This window comes from Neisseria sp. Marseille-Q1983 (assembly GCF_018224585.1).
GTDB lineage: Bacteria > Pseudomonadota > Gammaproteobacteria > Burkholderiales > Neisseriaceae > Neisseria > Neisseria polysaccharea.
Genome location: NZ_JAGTUI010000003.1, coordinates 1 through 17,950, shown reverse-complemented (window position 1 = coordinate 17,950; position 17,950 = coordinate 1). Strand labels below are relative to the sequence as shown.

Genomic DNA, 17,950 nt, shown 5'->3' with positions numbered 1-17,950 from the left:
ATGAATCTTGATTTATATAATTTGAATCTAAGGAAAAAAATGGGTATTTACCGCTGCAATAAATGCGGTTGCATGAATGAGCATTACTACGAATCCGGAATGAGTGAAATTGCTTGTCCAAAATGCACGGCTCCGGTTAAGGTTTACGACACTTTATTTTTTGTCAGTAAATTGTTGGAACGTTATTTCTCGGTAAACCGGGAATTGCAGGCTTTGAAGCAACAGGAAGACGGCGGTGAGGAAAATGCACAACAAGATACCGGTTCGGAAAACCAGAATTATAATCTGCTGACAGGCGTTAATTTATCGGAAACCGACATTTTGGCTACTGAAAAACAGCATGAACCGATACGCCAATGGTTTGCCCGGGCCAATATTGTGCCGATGTTTAACTTGCAGGCGGTAAATATGAGCGGTTTTTTTGATGAGGCTGCCGCTAAATTGGGCAGCAATTATCAGATTACTAAAAATATGTTGGGTCAGATCAGTTGGGCATATAGCCACAACCATACAAGCATTAGTTTGGATGTCGGCAAAATGTCGCAAAAAGATGGGCAAACAATGAATAATCTATGCCGACAATTTTATAGCCATACTCTGTTTTCTAAGTATTTTTATCAGAAACAGGAAAAAATTGTCCGCTTGAATCTGCAACGTGCCACTGCCATCAAACACTTTTTTTGTGGTGGTTGGCTTGAATGGTTTGCGTTGGGCAAAATGCTTGAAGAAGCAAAACAAAAAGGCAAGGGTTATGCTTTTTCTTGCGCCAGAAATATAAAAATCGAATTCGACAATGAAGATAAACAGGAGTTGGATGTCGTATTTTTACCGATGGGTAAAGAGCCGATTGTGGTGGAATGTAAATCAGGGGAATTCAGACGGGACATTGAAAAATATGTACGTTTGAAAAAACGATTGAATTTGCCGGATGACCGTTTTGTGATATTGGCTGCCGATTTAGAGGAAAACCAGGCAGTAGCATTAGGCAGTATGTACGGTTTAACTTTTGTTACACCTAAATCTATGATGAAACATTTACGGATGGTTATGTAAGGCCGTCTGAAAAAACAAACGAAAGAAACCATGAAACCACTAGACCTAAACTTTATCAGCCAAACCCTCAATCTTCCGCTGCCGTCTGAAAACAAACCCGTTTCGCGTGTCGTAACCGACAGCCGCGACATACGCGCGGGTGATGTGTTTTTCGCATTGGCGGGCGAGCGGTTTGACGCGCATGATTTTGTTGAAGACGTATTGGCTGCGGGTGCGGCGGCGGTTGTGGTTTCGCGTGAAGATTGCGCTGCTTTGGATGGCGCGTTGAAAGTTGATGACACACTTGCCGCCTTGCAAACGCTGGCAAAGGTGTGGCGTGAAAATGTGAATCCGTTTGTGTTCGGCATTACCGGTTCGGTCGGCAAGACGACGGTAAAGGAAATGCTGGCTGCGGTATTGCGCCGCCGTTTCGGCAATGATGCCGTTTTGGCGACGGCGGGCAATTTCAACAACCATATCGGATTGCCGCTTACTTTGTTGAAATTAAACGAAAAACACCGATATGCCGTGATTGAAATGGGCATGAACCATTTTGGCGAACTGGCGGTTTTGACGCAAATCGCCAAACCCGATGCCGCCTTGGTCAACAATGCCCTGCGCGCCCATGTCGGTTGCGGTTTCGACGGAGTGGGCGATATTGCCAAAGCGAAAAGCGAGATTTACCAAGGTTTATGTTCAGACGGCATTGCACTGATTCCTCAAGAAGATGTCAATATGGCTGTCTTCAAAACGGCAACGCTTAATTTGAATACGCGCACTTTCGGCATCGATAGCGGCGATGTTCACGCGGAAAATATCGTGCTGAAACCGTTGTCGTGCGAATTTGATTTGGTGTGCGGCGACGAACGCGCAGCCGTGGTGCTGCCTGTTCCCGGCCGCCACAATGTCCACAATGCCGCCGCTGCCGCCGCGCTGGCTTTGGCTGCGGGTTTGAGTTTGAACGATGTGGCGGAAGGTTTGAAAGGCTTCAGCAACATCAAAGGCCGTCTGAACGTCAAAGCCGGCATCAAAGGCGCGACCCTGATTGACGATACTTATAATGCGAACCCCGACAGCATGAGGGCAGCAATTGACGTGTTGGCGCGTATGCCTGCGCCGCGTATTTTCGTAATGGGTGATATGGGCGAACTGGGCGAGGACGAAGCCGCCGCCATGCACGCCGAAGTCGGCGCGTATGCTCGCGACCAAGGCATCGAAGCGGCTTATTTTGTCGGCGACAATAGCGTCGAAGCGGCGGAAACGTTTGGCGCGGACGGTTTGTGGTTCGCCGCCAAAGACCCGTTGATTCAAGTGTTGAGCCACGATTTGCCCGAACGCGCCACCGTATTGGTGAAAGGTTCGCGCTTTATGCAGATGGAAGAAGTGGTCGAGGCATTGGAGGATAAGTGAAAATGAAAAGCCGACGTTTTTTTAAAGCCTTATTGCTGATTGCCTCGCTGGTCGGCACGTTTTATGCCGGAATGCGGACGCAGGCGTATCTTTATGAAGATTTATGTTTAGACTTGGGCGGCGGTAAAAATCCGGGGAGTTACCCGATTTGCGTGATTGAGAAAGTCCCTGCACGTTAATCTGCAAAAACCGTCCGAAACCTTGCCGGGCGGCAAGCCAACCTCAAACGGGCGCAAGCCCATGTAACGACAAAAACAAAAAAAGGAAGCCCCATGTTTTTATGGCTCGCACATTTCAGCAACTGGTTAACCGGTCTGAATATTTTTCAATACACCACATTCCGCGCCGTCATGGCAGCGTTGACCGCCTTGGCGTTTTCCCTGATGTTCGGCCCGTGGACGATACGCAGGCTGACCGCGCTCAAATGCGGGCAGGCAGTGCGTACCGACGGCCCGCAAACCCACCTCGTCAAAAATGGCACGCCGACGATGGGCGGTTCGCTGATTCTGACTGCCATTACCGTGTCCACCCTGTTGTGGGGCAACTGGGCGAACCCGTATATCTGGATTCTCTTGGGCGTACTGCTTGCCACCGGTGCGCTCGGTTTTTACGACGACTGGCGCAAAGTCGTCTATAAAGACCCCAACGGCGTGTCCGCCAAATTCAAAATGGTGTGGCAGTCAAGCGTTGCCGTTATCGCCGGTTTGGCATTGTTTTACCTTGCCGCCAATTCCGCCAACAATATTTTGATTGTCCCGTTCTTCAAACAAATCGCCCTGCCGCTGGGCGTGGTCGGCTTTTTGGTGTTGTCTTACCTGACCATCGTCGGCACATCCAATGCCGTCAACCTCACCGACGGCTTGGACGGCCTGGCCGCCTTCCCTGTCGTCCTCGTTGCCGCCGGACTTGCCATTTTCGCCTACGTCAGCGGACACTACCAATTTTCCCAATACCTCCAGCTTCCCTATGTCGCCGGTGCGAACGAAGTCGCTATATTCTGCACCGCCATGTGCGGCGCGTGCCTCGGTTTCTTGTGGTTTAACGCCTATCCCGCGCAAGTCTTTATGGGCGATGTCGGCGCGCTGGCATTGGGTGCAGCACTCGGTACCGTCGCCGTCATCGTCCGCCAAGAGTTTGTTTTAGTGATTATGGGCGGTCTGTTCGTCGTAGAAGCCGTGTCCGTTATGCTTCAGGTCGGCTGGTATAAGAAAACCAAAAAACGCATCTTCCTGATGGCGCCGATTCATCACCACTATGAACAAAAAGGCTGGAAAGAAACCCAAGTCGTCGTCCGTTTCTGGATTATCACCATCGTATTGGTATTGATCGGCTTGAGTACCCTCAAAATCCGCTGAACCTATGCCGTCTGAACATCTTTCAGACGGCATTTGAACGCGCAATAAACCTGCGGCGGCAATCCGCCTCGCCCTATTGTTAACGGCGGCTGAAACCTGCCTTATACTGAAACAGGAGTAAAACCATGAAACAGACAGTCAAATGGCTTGCCGCCGCCCTGATTGCCTTGGGCTTGAACCAAGCAGTGTGGGCGGATAATATGCCGGATTTTCAGAAAACGCTTCAAGCTGCGGAGCAAGGGAATGCTAAAGCCCAATTGTATTTGGGTTGGATGTATGACAACGGGCAAGGAGTCCGTCAAGACGATGCACAGGCAGTGCGGTGGTATCGCAAGGCTGCAGAACAAGGGGATGACAGTGCCCAAAATAATTTGGGTATGATGTATGCCAACGGGCAAGGAGTCCGTCAAGACGATGCACAGGCGGTGCAGTGGTTTCGCAAGGCTGCAGAACAAGGGAATGCCCAAGCCCAATTAAATTTGGGTGTGATGTATTACAAAGGGCGAGGCGTCCGTCAAGACGATGCACAGGCAGAGCTGTGGACTCGTAAGGCGGCGGAACAAGGGGGTGCCAATGCCCAAAATAATTTGGGTGCGATGTATGCACAAGGGCTAGGAGTCCGTCAAGACTATGCACAGGCGGTGCAGTGGTATCGCAAGGTGGCAGAACAAGGGGATGCAGAAGCCCAATATAATTTGGGTGTGATGTATTACAATGGGCAAGGAGTCCGTCAAGACTATACACAGGCAGTGCAGTGGTATCGCAAGGCGGCAGAACAAGGGGATGCAGAAGCCCAATATAATTTGGGTCTGATGTATTACAAAGGCGAAGGAGTCCGTCAAGACCTTGCGCTCGCTCAAGAATGGTTTGGCAAGGCTTGTCAAAACGGAAACCAAAACGGCTGCGACAATTACCAACGCCTGAAGGCGGGTTATTGAACAGCTCGCGATGCCGTCTGAAAGCGGCTTGGGCAGGAGCGGACATCTTCCTGCCCAATATGATTTGTTTTAGGACAAAACCAAAATGACTTTCCAAAACAAAAAAATCCTCGTTGCCGGACTCGGCGGTACGGGTATTTCCATGATTGCCTATCTGCGCAAAAACGGCGCGGAGGTTGCCGCTTATGATGCGGAGCTGAAGCCGGAGCGCGTGTCGCAAATCGGCAAGATGTTTGACGGGCTGGTGTTTTACACGGGTCGTCTGAAGGATGCGCTGGACAACGGTTTCGATATTCTGGCGCTCAGTCCCGGCATCAGCGAGCGTCAGCCGGATATCGAGGCGTTCAAGCAAAACGGCGGGCGCGTGTTGGGCGACATTGAATTGCTGGCGGACATTGTGAACCGTCGCGGCGACAAGGTGATTGCGATTACGGGCAGCAACGGCAAAACGACGGTAACGAGCCTGGTCGGCTATCTCTGCATCAAGTGCGGGCTGGATACCGTTATCGCGGGCAATATCGGCACGCCGGTTTTGGAGGCGGAATTGCAGCGCGAAGGCAAAAAGGCGGATGTGTGGGTGTTGGAGCTTTCCAGCTTCCAACTGGAAAATACCGAAAGCCTGCGCCCGACTGCGGCGACGGTGCTGAACATCTCCGAAGACCATCTCGACCGCTACGACGACTTACTCGACTATGCGCATACCAAAGCCAAGATTTTCCGTGGCGACGGCGTGCAGGTTTTGAATGCGGACGATGCGTTCTGCCGCGCGATGAAACGCGCCGGGCGCGAGGTGAAATGGTTTTCGTTGGAACACGAAGCCGATTTTTGGTTGGAACGCGAGACAGGCCGCCTGAAACAAGGCAATGAAGATTTGATTGCCACGCAAGACATCCCGCTGCAAGGCTTGCACAACGCCGCCAACGTCATGGCTGCCGTCGCCTTGTGCGAAGCCGTCGGTTTGTCGCGAAACGAGTTGCTCGAGCACGTTAAAACCTTCCAAGGTCTGCCACACCGCGTGGAAAAAATCGGCGAGAAAAACGGCGTGGTGTTCATCGACGACAGCAAAGGCACGAACGTTGGCGCAACCGCCGCCGCGATTGCCGGTTTGCAAAATCCGCTCTTCGTGATTTTGGGCGGTATGGGCAAAGGGCAGGACTTCACGCCCCTGCGCGACGCGTTGAAGGATAAGGCAAAAGGCGTGTTCTTAATTGGTGTCGATGCACCGCAAATCCGCCGCGATTTGGACGGCTGCGGTTTGAACATGACCGACTGCGCCACTTTGGAAGAAGCCGTTCAGACGGCATACGCCCAAGCCGAAGCGGGTGATATCATGCTGCTCAGCCCCGCCTGCGCGAGCTTCGATATGTTTAAAGGCTATGCGCACCGTTCGGAAGTGTTTATTGAAGCGTTTAAGGCTTTGTGATGCCGTCTGAAACGCAAACGCCGTCATTGTTGGGCGGGAAGTAAAGATTTAGAATATTGATTTGGGATGTATCGCATGTTCGGACGGCATTATCTGCCGTCTGAAATTTTTGCCCTTTGCGGCAGATGCAAACAGAATGACAGGTGGTTTTTTTGAAGATTTCGGACATATTGGTAAAGGTGGGGAGCGGCATTCACACCGTGCTGCTCGACAGGCAGATTGTGCGCGACGGCAGGAAATTCGACACGTCGCTTTTGTGGATGCTGGTGTTGATGACGGCGTTCAGCCTGCTGATGATTTATTCGGCTTCTGTGTATTTGGCATCGAAGGAAGGCGGCAATCAGTTTTTCTATTTGACCAGACAGGCGGGGTTCGTCGTTGCCGGCCTTATAGCGAGCGGTTTTTTATGGTTTCTTTGCAGGATGAGGACATGGCGGCGGCTTGTGCCGTGGATTTTTGCCTTATCCGGCCTGTTGCTGGTAGTCGTATTGATTGCCGGGCGCGAAATCAATGGCGCGACCCGTTGGATACCTTTGGGTCCGTTGAATTTCCAGCCGACCGAGCTGTTCAAGCTGGCGGTCATCCTTTATTTGGCAAGCCTGTTCACGCGCCGTGAAGAAGTGTTGCGCAGCATGGAAAGTTTGGGTTGGCAGTCGATTTGGCGGGGGACGGCCAATCTGATCATGTCCGCCACCAATCCGCAGGCACGTCGTGAAACATTAGAAATGTACGGCCGTTTCCGGGCGATCATCCTGCCGATTATGCTGGTGGCGTTCGGTTTGGTGCTGATAATGGTACAGCCGGATTTCGGTTCGTTTGTCGTCATTACCGTCATTACCGTTGGAATGCTGTTTCTGGCAGGATTGCCGTGGAAATATTTTTTCGTCCTGGTAGGCAGCGTCTTGGGCGGGATGGTGCTGATGATTACCGCCGCTCCCTACCGTGTGCAGCGGGTAGTGGCATTTTTGGACCCGTGGAAAGACCCGCAGGGTGCCGGCTACCAGCTTACCCACTCTCTGATGGCAATCGGGCGCGGAGAGTGGTTCGGTATGGGTTTGGGTGCGAGTTTGAGCAAACGCGGCTTTCTGCCGGAAGCGCATACCGATTTTATTTTTGCCATCATCGCCGAAGAATTCGGCTTCTTCGGGATGTGCGTGCTGATATTCTGTTACGGCTGGCTGGTGGTGCGGGCGTTTTCCATCGGCAAGCAGTCGCGCGATTTGGGTTTGACTTTCAACGCCTATATCGCTTCGGGTATCGGCATTTGGATCGGTATCCAAAGTTTCTTCAATATCGGTGTGAACATCGGTGCTTTGCCGACCAAAGGTCTGACGCTGCCGTTGATGTCCTATGGCGGTTCGTCAGTCTTTTTCATGCTGATCAGTATGATGCTGCTGTTGCGTATAGATTATGAAAACCGCCAGAAAATGCGCGGTTACCGGGTGGAGTAAATCATGGGCGGTAAAACCTTTATGCTGATGGCGGGCGGAACGGGCGGACATATTTTCCCCGCGCTGGCGGTGGCGGATTCATTGCGCGCGCGCGGCCATCATGTAATTTGGCTGGGCAGCAAGGATTCGATGGAAGAGCGCATCGTGCCGCAATACGACATCCTGCTCGAAACGCTGGCGATTAAAGGCGTGCGCGGCAACGGCATCAAACGCAAGCTGATGCTGCCGTTTACTTTGTATCAAACCGTCCGCGAAGCGCAGCAGATTATCCGCAAACACCGTGTCGAGTGCGTCATCGGCTTCGGCGGCTTCGTTACCTTTCCCGGCGGTCTGGCGGCGAAACTCTTGGACGTGCCGATTGTGATTCACGAGCAAAACGCCGTGGCAGGCTTGTCCAACCGCCACCTGTCGCGCTGGGCGAAACGGGTGTTGTACGCTTTTCCGAAAGCGTTCAGCCACGAAGGCGGTTTGGTCGGCAACCCCGTCCGCGCCGATATTGCCGGGCTGCCCGCGCCTGACGAACGCTTCCAAGGGCGCGAAGGCCGTCTGAAAATTTTGGTGGTCGGCGGCAGTTTGGGCGCGGACGTTTTGAACAAAACCGTACCGCAGGCATTGGCTTTGCTGCCCGACGATGTGCGCCCGCAGATGTATCACCAGTCGGGGCGCAACAAGCTGGGCAATCTTCAGGCGGATTACGACGCGCTGGGCGTGCAAGCGGAATGCGTGGAATTTATTACCGACATGGTGTCCGCCTACCGCGATGCCGATTTGGTGATTTGCCGCGCCGGCGCGCTGACAATTGCCGAGTTGACTGCGGCAGGGTTGGGCGCGTTGTTAGTGCCGTATCCTCACGCCGTTGACGACCATCAAACCGCCAACGCGCGTTTTATGGTGCAGGCAGAAGCAGGACTGCTGTTGCCGCAAACCCAGTTGACGGCGGAAAAACTCGCCGAAATCCTCGGCAGCCTGAACCGCGAAAAATGTCTCAAATGGGCAGAGAACGCCCGTACTTTGGCATTGCCGCACAGCGCGGACGACGTTGCCGAAGCCGCGATTGCGTGTGCGGCGTAAACTGCCGAACCATGCCGTCTGAAAAGCCGTTCAGACGGCATGGATGTTTTTTATTTCAATCCGCTATATATTTGTCAGAAAACTATGGCGCGCAAACGGTCAGCACTTTAAAATAACGCCTTTACGCACTAAAAACCAACCGGAACGCAACGTTATGATGAAAAATCGAGTTACCAACATCCATTTTGTCGGTATCGGCGGCGTCGGCATGAGCGGTATTGCCGAAGTCTTGCACAATTTGGGCTTTAAAGTTTCCGGTTCGGATCAGGCGCGAAATGCCGCTACCGAGCATTTGAGCAGCTTGGGCATTCAAGTTTATCCCGGCCATACCGCAGAACACGTTAATGGTGCGGATGTTGTCGTTACCTCTACCGCCGTCAAAAAAGAAAATCCCGAAGTCGTCGCTGCGCTGGAGCAGCAAATCCCCGTCATTCCGCGCGCCTTGATGCTGGCGGAACTGATGCGCTTTCGTGACGGCATCGCCATCGCCGGTACGCATGGCAAAACTACGACCACCAGCCTGACCGCTTCCATCCTCGCTGCGGCAGGTCTCGACCCCACTTTCGTTATCGGCGGCAAACTCAATGCCGCAGGTACCAACGCTCGTTTGGGCAAAGGCGAATACATCGTTGCTGAAGCCGACGAGTCGGATGCATCCTTTCTGCACCTGACACCGATTATGTCCGTCGTTACCAATATCGACGAAGACCATATGGATACCTACGGACACAGCGTCGAAAAACTGCATCAGGCGTTTATCGATTTCATCCACCGTATGCCCTTCTACGGCAAAGCCTTTTTGTGTATTGACAGCGAACACGTCCGCGCGATTTTGCCCAAAGTGAGCAAACCCTACGCCACCTACGGTTTGGACGATACCGCCGACATCTACGCCACCGACATCGAAAACGTCGGCGCGCAAATGAAATTCACCGTCCATGTTCAAATGAAAGGACATGAGCAGGAGTCGTTTGAAGTTGTTTTGAATATGCCCGGCAGACACAACGTGCTGAACGCATTGGCAGCCATCGGCGTGGCGCTGGAAGTCGGCGCATTGGTTGAAGCGATCCAAAAAGGGCTGCTTGAATTTGAAGGCGTCGGTCGCCGCTTCCAAAAATACGGCGACATCAAGTTGCCAAACGGCGGGACCGCGCTCTTGGTGGACGACTACGGACACCACCCCGTCGAAATGGCGGCAACCCTCGCCGCCGCACGCGGCGCGTATCCCGACAAACGCCTGGTGCTCGCCTTCCAACCGCACCGCTATACCCGCACGCGCGATTTGTTTGAAGACTTTACCAAAGTACTCAATACCGTTGACGCGCTGGTGCTGACCGAAGTTTATGCCGCCGGCGAAGAACCGGTTGCCGCCGCCGACTCCCGCGCCCTTGCCCGCGCCATCCGCGTGTTGGGCAAACTCGAGCCGATTTACTGCGAAAACGTCGCCTACCTGCCCGAAATGCTGATGAATGTTTTGCAGGACGGCGACATCGTGTTGAATATGGGCGCGGGCAGCATCAACCGCGTGCCTGCCGCGCTGCTGGAGCTGTCGGAGAAAGCCTGAACGCCGTTTATCGTGATGCTGCGACAGCCGCCCGATGAAGCAATGTTCCATCAGGCGGGGCAAACAAGATTAAGGCCGTCTGAACACCCGGTTTGCTTTCAGACGGCCTGTATCAAAAAATAAAGCAATCAAGAAAGAACAAACACAATGCAGGATTTTGGCAAAGTAGCCGTGTTGATGGGCGGCTTTTCCAGCGAACGAGAAATCTCGCTGGACAGCGGCACCGCCATTTTGAACGCCTTAAAAAGCAAAGGCATAGACGCACACGCCTTCGATCCTAAAGAAACGCCCTTATCCGAACTGAAGGAGCGGGGATTTCAGACGGCATTCAACACCCTCCACGGCGTTTACGGCGAAGACGGGGCAGTTCAAGGCGCGTTGGAACTGTTGGGCATTCCTTACACCGGCAGCGGTGTCGCCGCCTCCGCCATCGGGATGGACAAATACCGCTGCAAACTGATTTGGCAAGCCTTGGGACTGCCCGTTCCCGAGTTTGCCGTCTTACACGACGACTCCGATTTCGATGCCGTCGAAGAAAAATTGGGCCTGCCGATGTTTGTGAAACCGGCAGCCGAAGGCAGCAGCGTCGGCGTGGTGAAAGTCAAAGAAAAAGGCCGTCTGAAAAGCGTTTACGAAGAATTGAAACACCTCCAGGGCGAAATCATTGCCGAGCGGTTTATCGGCGGCGGCGAATATTCCTGCCCCGTGTTGAACGGCAAAGGACTGCCGAGCATACACATCATCCCGGCGACCGAGTTCTACGACTACGAAGCCAAATACAACCGCGACGACACGGTTTATCAATGCCCGGCCGAAGACTTGGGCGAGGCTGAAGAAACCCTGATGCGCTCCCTGGCGGTACGGGGGGCGCAGGCAATCGGCGCGGCGGGCTGCGTGCGCGTCGATTTCCTCAAAGATACCGACGGCAAACTCTATCTGTTGGAAATCAACACCCTGCCCGGTATGACGAGCCATAGTTTAGTACCGAAATCCGCTGCCGTTACGGGCGTGGGTTTTGCCGATTTATGTATTGAAATTTTGAAGACCGCACATGTGGGATAATGCCGAAGCGATGGAACGGCTGACGCGCTGGCTGCTTGTCATGATGGCGATGCTGCTTGCTGCGTCCGGGCTGGTTTGGTTTTACAATTCGAATCATCTGCCCGTCAAGCAGGTGTCGCTGAAGGGCAACCTGGTTTATTCCGATAAGAAGGCATTGGGCAGTTTGGCGAAAGAATACATCCATGGGAATATTTTGAGGGCGGACATCAATGGTGCACAGGAGGCCTACCGCCGGTATCCGTGGATTGCGTCGGTCATGGTGCGCCGCCGTTTTCCCGATACGGTTGAGGTTGTCCTGACCGAGCGCAAGCCGGTCGCGCGTTGGGGCGGCAATGCCTTGGTGGATGGCGAGGGAAATGTCTTTAAGGCACATTTAAACAGGCCAGGCCTGCCGGTATTCAGGGGCGCGGAAGGAACGTCTGCCGAAATGCTCCGCCGTTATGACGAATTTTCGACTGTTTTGGCAAAACAGGGTTTGGGCATCAAAGAGATGACCTATACTGCACGTTCGGCGTGGAATGTCGTTTTGGACAACGGCATCACCGTCAGGCTCGGACGGGAAAACGAGATGAAACGCCTCCGGCTTTTTACCGAAGCGTGGCAGCATCTGTTGCGTAAAAATAAAAATCGGTTATCCTATGTGGATATGAGGTATAAGGACGGATTTTCAGTCCGCTATGCTTCTGACGGTTTACCCGAAAAAGAATCCGAAGAATAGTGGGAACAGGTATCGGACAGATTACGGTCGTGCCGTCTGAAACGGTGCGACGCAAATTTCAATCAGTTTTAAGAGCAGACGAACAATGGAACAGCAGAAAAGATACATCAGCGTACTGGATATCGGTACGTCTAAAGTCCTCGCACTGATCGGGGAAGTTCAAGATGACGACAAAATCAACATCGTCGGTTTGGGGCAGGCTCCTTCACGGGGCTTGCGCGCGGGCATGGTAACCAATATCGATGCCACCGTCCAAGCCATCAGGCAGGCGGTCAATGATGCCGAGCTGATGGCGGATACCAAAATTACTCACGTTACCACAGGTATCGCAGGCAACCACATCCGCAGTCTTAATTCGCAAGGTGTGGTTAAAATTAAAGACGGGGAAGTCACGCAGGCAGACATCGATCGCGCCATTGAAACGGCAAAGGCAATCAATATCCCGCCCGATCAAAAAATTCTCGATGCCGTGGTTCAAGACTACATTATTGACACCCAACTTGGCGTGAGGGAGCCCATCGGTATGAGCGGTGTGCGTCTGGATACGCGGGTACATATCATTACCGGTGCAAGTACGGCAGTGCAGAATGTCCAAAAATGTATCGAGCGGTGCGGCTTGAAAAGCGATCAAATCATGCTTCAGCCGTTGGCAAGCGGGCAGGCGGTGCTGACTGAAGATGAAAAAGACCTCGGCGTATGCGTCATCGACATTGGTGGCGGAACGACCGATATTGCCGTTTATATGAACGGCGCCATCCGCCATACGTCCGTCATTCCGGCCGGTGGTAATCTGATTACCAAAGATTTGTCCAAATCGTTGAGAACACCTCTCGATGCCGCCGAGTACATTAAAATCCATTATGGCGTGGCATCATGCGATACGGAAGGCTTGGATGAGATGATTGAAGTTCCGGGCGTGGGTGACCGGACATCGCGTCAGGTTTCCAGTAAGGTTTTGGCAGCAATCATCAGTGCACGTATTCAGGAGATTTTTGGCGTAGTGCTGGGCGAGCTGCAAAAATCGGGTTTCCCCAAAGAAGTGCTGAATGCGGGTATCGTTCTGACCGGCGGTGTGTCCATGATGACCGGGATTGTGGAATTTGCCGAAAAAATCTTCGATCTGCCTGTACGCACCGGTGCACCCCAAGAAATGGGCGGTTTGTCCGACCGCGTCCGCACACCGCGCTTTTCTACCGCTATCGGGCTGCTTCATGCAGCATGCAAGCTGGAAGGAAACTTGCCGCAGCTGGAAAAAGGTGCAGTGCAAGAGAGGGAAGAGGGCGGCGGTTTGTTGGCAAGATTGAAGCGGTGGATTGAAAACAACCTCTGAACAGTTGGATTGCCGTTTGACAGGTGAGAAGTATTTTGCCAGCAGCAAGATACTTCTTATATAATAAATAATAATTTATTTAAACCGTCCTCTGAACGGGGCGAGCAGGAGTTTTTGAATGGAATTTGTTTACGACGTGGCAGAATCGGCAGTCAGCCCTGCGGTAATTAAAGTAATCGGCTTGGGCGGCGGCGGTTGCAATGCAATCAATAACATGGTTGCCAACAATGTGCGCGGTGTGGAGTTTATCAGTGCCAATACGGATGCGCAGTCTCTGGCAAAAAACCATGCGGCGAAGAGAATCCAGTTGGGTACGAATCTGACACGCGGTTTGGGCGCGGGCGCGAATCCCGATATCGGCCGTGCGGCAGCCCAGGAAGACCGGGAAGCCATTGAAGAAGCCATTCGCGGTGCAAATATGCTCTTTATTACGACCGGTATGGGCGGCGGTACCGGTACCGGTTCGGCGCCGGTTGTTGCTGAGATTGCCAAGTCTTTGGGCATTCTGACCGTTGCCGTGGTTACCCGCCCGTTCGCATATGAAGGCAAACGCGTCCATGTGGCACAGGCAGGGTTGGAACAGTTGAAAGAACACGTCGATTCGCTGATCATCATCCCGAACGACAAACTGATGACCGCCTTGGGTGAAGACGTAACGATGCGCGAAGCCTTCCGTGCCGCCGATAATGTATTGCGCGATGCGGTCGCAGGTATTTCCGAAGTCGTTACCTGTCCGAGCGAAATCATCAACCTCGACTTTGCCGACGTGAAAACCGTGATGAGCAACCGCGGTATCGCCATGATGGGTTCTGGTTATGCCCAAGGTATCGACCGTGCGCGTATGGCAACTGATCAGGCCATTTCCAGCCCTCTGTTGGATGATGTAACCTTGGACGGAGCACGCGGTGTGCTGGTCAATATTACGACTGCTCCGGGTTGCCTGAAAATGTCCGAGTTGTCTGAAGTCATGAAAATCGTCAACCAAAGCGCGCATCCCGATTTGGAATGCAAATTCGGTGCTGCTGAAGACGAGACCATGAGCGAAGATGCCATCCGGATTACCATTATCGCTACCGGTCTGAAAGAAAAAGGCGCGGTCGATCCTACTCCGGCAAGGGAGGTAGAACCGGTTGCCCCGTCCAAACAGGAGCAAAGCCACAATGTCGAAGGTATGATCCGCACCAATCGCGGTATCCGCACCATGAATCTGACAGCTGCGGATTTCGACAATCAGTCCGTACTTGACGACTTTGAAATCCCTGCGATTTTGCGCCGTCAGTACAATTCAGACAAATAATGCTCCGTGTGCCGTAAACCTGCTGCCTCCCGAACCGGTTTTCCTGGTTTGGGAGGTATGTTTTTCAAGATGTTGCAATTTCGTACGGTTTGCGGTCGGCGGATTCAGATTTTTCCACTATACAGACTTTCAGATATGGACACTTCAAAACAAACACTGTTGGACGGGATTTTTAAGCTGAAGGCAAACGGTACGACGGTGCGTACGGAGTTGATGGCGGGTTTGACGACCTTTTTGACGATGTGCTACATCGTTATCGTCAACCCCCTGATTTTGGGCGAGACCGGAATGGATATGGGGGCGGTATTCGTCGCCACCTGTATCGCATCCGCCATCGGCTGCTTTGTTATGGGTTTTGTCGGCAACTATCCGATTGCGCTTGCACCGGGTATGGGTTTGAACGCGTATTTTACCTTTGCGGTCGTTAAAGGTATGGGTGTGCCTTGGCAGGTGGCTTTGGGTGCGGTCTTTATTTCAGGTTTGATTTTCATCCTGTTTAGCTTTTTCAAAGTCAGGGAAATGCTGGTCAACGCACTGCCTATGGGTTTGAAAATGTCGATTGCCGCCGGTATCGGTTTGTTTTTGGCACTGATTTCTCTGAAAGGCGCGGGTATTATCGTTGCCAATCCGGCAACCTTGGTCGGCTTGGGCGATATTCATCAGCCGTCCGCGTTGTTGGCGTTGTTCGGTTTTGCCATGGTGGTCGTATTGGGGCATTTCCGCGTTCAAGGCGCAATCATCATCACCATTTTGACGATTACCGTCATTGCTGGCCTGATGGGTTTGAACGAGTTTCACGGCATCATCGGCGAAGTGCCGAGCATTGCGCCGACTTTTATGCAGATGGATTTTAAAGGTCTGTTTACCGTCAGCATGGTCAGTGTGATTTTCGTCTTTTTCCTGGTCGATCTGTTCGACAGTACCGGAACACTGGTCGGTGTATCGCATCGTGCCGGACTTCTGGTGGACGGTAAGCTGCCGCGTTTGAAGCGCGCACTGTTGGCCGATTCAACCGCTATTGTGGCGGGTGCTGCTTTGGGTACTTCTTCGACGACACCCTATGTGGAAAGTGCGGCGGGCGTATCGGCAGGAGGCCGGACAGGCCTGACGGCGGTTACCGTCGGCGTATTGATGCTCGCCTGCCTGATGTTTTCACCGTTGGCGAAAAGTGTTCCGGCATTTGCCACTGCACCCGCCCTGCTGTATGTTGGTACGCAAATGCTCCGCAGTGCCCGGGATATTGATTGGGACGATATGACGGAAGCCGCGCCTGCGTTCCTGACCATTGTTTTCATGCCGTTTACTTATTCGATTGCAGACGGCATTGCTTTCGGCTTCATTAGTTATGCCGTAGTCAAACTTTTGTGTCGCCGAACCGAGGATGTTCCGCCTATGGTATGGGTTGTTGCCGTATTGTGGGCATTGAAATTCTGGTATTTGGGTTGATGGTTGTAAGCATCAAATGCCGTCTGAAATTTTCAGACGGCATTTTGTTTGGATTTTGGGCGTACAATACGGAAAACATGACGATAAGGATACAAACTATGGCACAGTTTTTCGCCGTTCATCCCGACAATCCCCAAGAACGCCTCATCAAGCAGGCAGTCGAAATCATCAATCAAGGCGGCGTGGTGGTTTATCCGACCGATTCGTGTTACGCCTTGGGTTGCAAACTTGGCGATAAGGCGGCGATGGAACGCATACTCTCTATCCGCAAAATCGATCAGAAACACCATCTAACACTGGTCTGTTCCGATTTGAGCGAGTTGGGTTCATATGCCAAAATCGACAACGTACAGTTTCGTCAGCTTAAAGCCGCTACACCCGGGCCTTATACTTTTATTTTACAGGCGACGAAGGATGTGCCGGCGCGCACCCTGCACCCGAAACGCAAAACCATCGGGCTGCGTATTCCCGATAATGCCATTGCACAAGCCCTGCTGGAGGAGTTGGGCGAACCGCTTTTAAGCTGCACCCTGATGCTGCCCGAAGACGGCGAGCCGCTGACCGACCCTTATGAAATACGCGACCGTTTGGAGCATGCCGTCGATTTGGTGATTGACGGCGGTTGGTGCGGAACCGATCCGACTACCGTCATCGACATGACCGACGGTACGGAATTGGTGCGCCGGGGTTGCGGCGATACGGCGGTGTTCGGTTTGTAGGGAAACCGATGCCGTCTGAAGCATCAGCCGTCCGAACGTATCGGGTGTTTTGCCGTTTACGGAAGTTCGAAATGCCGCCGCACATTTTGTTTCAGGCGGATTGTCTGTTCGGAACATCAAACAAAATGCCGTCTGAAAGCCCTTCAGACGGCATTACCTTGTTTATTTGCATTAATGGCGGAAATGGCGGATGCCAGTTACCACCATGGCGATGCCGTGTTCGTCCGCCGCGTCAAAGACTTCTTGATCGCGCATCGAACCTGCCGGATGGATGATGGCTTTAATGCCCTGTTCTGCAATCACGTCCACGCCGTCGCGGAATGGGAAGAAGGCATCGGAAGCGGCACATGCGCCGTGTAAGTCCAAACCTGCGTCTTGCGCTTTGCGGGCGGCGATGCGGGTGCTGTCCACACGGCTCATTTGGCCTGCGCCGATGCCGTAGGTTTGGCCGCCTTTGCCGAAGACGATGGCGTTGGATTTGACGTATTTTGCGACGTTCCAGACGAACAGCAAATCGTTCCATTCCTGCTCGGTCGGTTGGCGTTTGGAGACGACTTTCAAATCGGCGCGGCTGATGCGGTGAATATCAGGGGTTTGTACCAACAGTCCGCCACCGACGCGTTTGAGTTCAAAGCGGTTGGCACCTGCTTCGAGCGGGGTTGTTAGAGAAATTTGCAATACGCGCACGTTTTTCTTGGCGGCGGCGATTTCGAGGGCTTCGGCGGTAAACTTCGGTGCCATCAGGACTTCCATAAATTGGTTGTCGGTAATTTGTTTGACGGTTGCGCCGTCCACTTCGCGGTTGAAGGCGATGATGCCGCCGAACGCGCTGGTGGTGTCGGTGGCGTAGGCGAGTTTGTAGGCGGTTAAGGTATCGGCTGCAACGGCAACGCCGCACGGATTGGCGTGCTTCACAATCACGCAGGCGGGCGCGTCGAAGGATTTGACGGCTTCCCAAGCGGCATCGGCATCGGCGATGTTGTTGTAGGACAATTCTTTGCCTTGAAGCTGTTTATAAGCGGAAAGGCTGCCTGCGGCGGGGTCAATATCGCGGTAGAACGCGGCGCGTTGGTGCGGGTTTTCGCCGTAGCGCATGTCTTGCACTTTGATCCAGCTTTGGTTGAACTGGCTTGG

16 protein-coding genes are annotated in these 17,950 nt (G+C 53.0%); 15 read left to right on the top strand and 1 reads right to left on the bottom strand.

Going from position 1 to position 17,950, the window contains the following annotated elements; genetic code table 11:
* The first annotated feature begins 39 nt into the window (after positions 1-39).
* From KEM39_RS01195 to KEM39_RS01125, 15 genes are all read left to right on the top strand, one after another.
* Positions 40-1,053, top strand: coding sequence for a hypothetical protein (locus KEM39_RS01195; protein ID WP_211709488.1), 1,014 nt, complete (start codon positions 40-42; stop codon positions 1,051-1,053).
* Between the two features lie 30 nt (positions 1,054-1,083).
* A complete protein-coding gene (locus KEM39_RS01190; protein ID WP_211709487.1) occupies positions 1,084-2,442 on the top strand; it encodes a UDP-N-acetylmuramoyl-tripeptide--D-alanyl-D-alanine ligase in 1,359 nt (452 codons plus the stop codon).
* A gap of 2 nt (positions 2,443-2,444) precedes the next feature.
* A complete protein-coding gene (locus KEM39_RS01185) occupies positions 2,445-2,621 on the top strand; it encodes a hypothetical protein (RefSeq protein ID WP_211709486.1) in 177 nt (58 codons plus the stop codon).
* A gap of 93 nt (positions 2,622-2,714) precedes the next feature.
* Positions 2,715-3,797, top strand: coding sequence for a phospho-N-acetylmuramoyl-pentapeptide-transferase (mraY, locus tag KEM39_RS01180; RefSeq protein WP_003689450.1), 1,083 nt, complete (start codon positions 2,715-2,717; stop codon positions 3,795-3,797).
* Positions 3,798-3,922: 125 nt separating this feature from the next.
* The gene (locus tag KEM39_RS01175; protein WP_118997657.1) at positions 3,923-4,735 is read left to right on the top strand and encodes a tetratricopeptide repeat protein; all 813 of its coding nucleotides are present in this window, start codon (positions 3,923-3,925) and stop codon (positions 4,733-4,735) included.
* Positions 4,736-4,820: 85 nt separating this feature from the next.
* Entirely contained in the window at positions 4,821-6,158 is a 1,338-nt protein-coding gene (gene murD / locus KEM39_RS01170; protein WP_118997656.1) for a UDP-N-acetylmuramoyl-L-alanine--D-glutamate ligase, read from the top strand.
* Positions 6,159-6,337: 179 nt separating this feature from the next.
* Positions 6,338-7,609 (top strand): putative lipid II flippase FtsW, encoded by a 1,272-nt coding sequence (ftsW, locus tag KEM39_RS01165; RefSeq protein WP_192886332.1) that lies wholly within the window; start codon positions 6,338-6,340, stop codon positions 7,607-7,609.
* A 3-nt stretch (positions 7,610-7,612) separates the two neighbouring features.
* Entirely contained in the window at positions 7,613-8,680 is a 1,068-nt protein-coding gene (gene murG, locus KEM39_RS01160; protein WP_118997653.1) for an undecaprenyldiphospho-muramoylpentapeptide beta-N-acetylglucosaminyltransferase, read from the top strand.
* A 154-nt stretch (positions 8,681-8,834) separates the two neighbouring features.
* Positions 8,835-10,244 (top strand): UDP-N-acetylmuramate--L-alanine ligase, encoded by a 1,410-nt coding sequence (gene murC, locus KEM39_RS01155; RefSeq protein WP_192886326.1) that lies wholly within the window; start codon positions 8,835-8,837, stop codon positions 10,242-10,244.
* A 147-nt stretch (positions 10,245-10,391) separates the two neighbouring features.
* Positions 10,392-11,306 (top strand): D-alanine--D-alanine ligase, encoded by a 915-nt coding sequence (locus KEM39_RS01150; protein WP_118997651.1) that lies wholly within the window; start codon positions 10,392-10,394, stop codon positions 11,304-11,306.
* Positions 11,296-12,024 carry a cell division protein FtsQ/DivIB gene (locus KEM39_RS01145; RefSeq protein ID WP_211709485.1) on the top strand — a complete coding sequence of 243 codons (729 nt, stop codon included), beginning with the start codon at positions 11,296-11,298 and terminating at the stop codon, positions 12,022-12,024. The genes KEM39_RS01150 and KEM39_RS01145 overlap by 11 nt, the downstream gene beginning before the upstream one ends.
* An 85-nt stretch (positions 12,025-12,109) precedes the next feature.
* Positions 12,110-13,354 carry a cell division protein FtsA gene (ftsA, locus tag KEM39_RS01140; RefSeq protein WP_107863061.1) on the top strand — a complete coding sequence of 415 codons (1,245 nt, stop codon included), beginning with the start codon at positions 12,110-12,112 and terminating at the stop codon, positions 13,352-13,354.
* A 118-nt stretch (positions 13,355-13,472) separates the two neighbouring features.
* A complete protein-coding gene (ftsZ, locus tag KEM39_RS01135) occupies positions 13,473-14,651 on the top strand; it encodes a cell division protein FtsZ (protein ID WP_118997649.1) in 1,179 nt (392 codons plus the stop codon).
* 135 nt (positions 14,652-14,786) lie between these two features.
* Positions 14,787-16,097 carry an NCS2 family permease gene (locus KEM39_RS01130; RefSeq protein ID WP_118997648.1) on the top strand — a complete coding sequence of 437 codons (1,311 nt, stop codon included), beginning with the start codon at positions 14,787-14,789 and terminating at the stop codon, positions 16,095-16,097.
* Between the two features lie 98 nt (positions 16,098-16,195).
* Positions 16,196-16,816, top strand: a complete 621-nt coding sequence (locus KEM39_RS01125) for an L-threonylcarbamoyladenylate synthase (RefSeq protein WP_118997647.1) — start codon at positions 16,196-16,198, stop codon at positions 16,814-16,816.
* A 171-nt stretch (positions 16,817-16,987) separates the two neighbouring features.
* Here KEM39_RS01125 and purH read toward each other — a convergent pair.
* Positions 16,988-17,950, bottom strand: a 963-nt coding sequence (gene purH, locus KEM39_RS01120; RefSeq protein ID WP_211709484.1) for a bifunctional phosphoribosylaminoimidazolecarboxamide formyltransferase/IMP cyclohydrolase, incomplete at its 5' end; no start/stop codon positions are given.

Coding starts and splice junctions, on each gene's coding strand:
- KEM39_RS01195 (WP_211709488.1), top strand. CDS start 40: ATGGGTATTTACCGCTGCAATAAATGCGGTTGCATGAATGAGCATTAC.
- KEM39_RS01190 (WP_211709487.1), top strand. CDS start 1,084: ATGAAACCACTAGACCTAAACTTTATCAGCCAAACCCTCAATCTTCCG.
- KEM39_RS01185 (WP_211709486.1), top strand. CDS start 2,445: ATGAAAAGCCGACGTTTTTTTAAAGCCTTATTGCTGATTGCCTCGCTG.
- mraY (WP_003689450.1), top strand. CDS start 2,715: ATGTTTTTATGGCTCGCACATTTCAGCAACTGGTTAACCGGTCTGAAT.
- KEM39_RS01175 (WP_118997657.1), top strand. CDS start 3,923: ATGAAACAGACAGTCAAATGGCTTGCCGCCGCCCTGATTGCCTTGGGC.
- murD (WP_118997656.1), top strand. CDS start 4,821: ATGACTTTCCAAAACAAAAAAATCCTCGTTGCCGGACTCGGCGGTACG.
- murG (WP_118997653.1), top strand. CDS start 7,613: ATGGGCGGTAAAACCTTTATGCTGATGGCGGGCGGAACGGGCGGACAT.
- murC (WP_192886326.1), top strand. CDS start 8,835: ATGATGAAAAATCGAGTTACCAACATCCATTTTGTCGGTATCGGCGGC.
- KEM39_RS01150 (WP_118997651.1), top strand. CDS start 10,392: ATGCAGGATTTTGGCAAAGTAGCCGTGTTGATGGGCGGCTTTTCCAGC.
- KEM39_RS01145 (WP_211709485.1), top strand. CDS start 11,296: ATGTGGGATAATGCCGAAGCGATGGAACGGCTGACGCGCTGGCTGCTT.
- ftsA (WP_107863061.1), top strand. CDS start 12,110: ATGGAACAGCAGAAAAGATACATCAGCGTACTGGATATCGGTACGTCT.
- ftsZ (WP_118997649.1), top strand. CDS start 13,473: ATGGAATTTGTTTACGACGTGGCAGAATCGGCAGTCAGCCCTGCGGTA.
- KEM39_RS01130 (WP_118997648.1), top strand. CDS start 14,787: ATGGACACTTCAAAACAAACACTGTTGGACGGGATTTTTAAGCTGAAG.
- KEM39_RS01125 (WP_118997647.1), top strand. CDS start 16,196: ATGGCACAGTTTTTCGCCGTTCATCCCGACAATCCCCAAGAACGCCTC.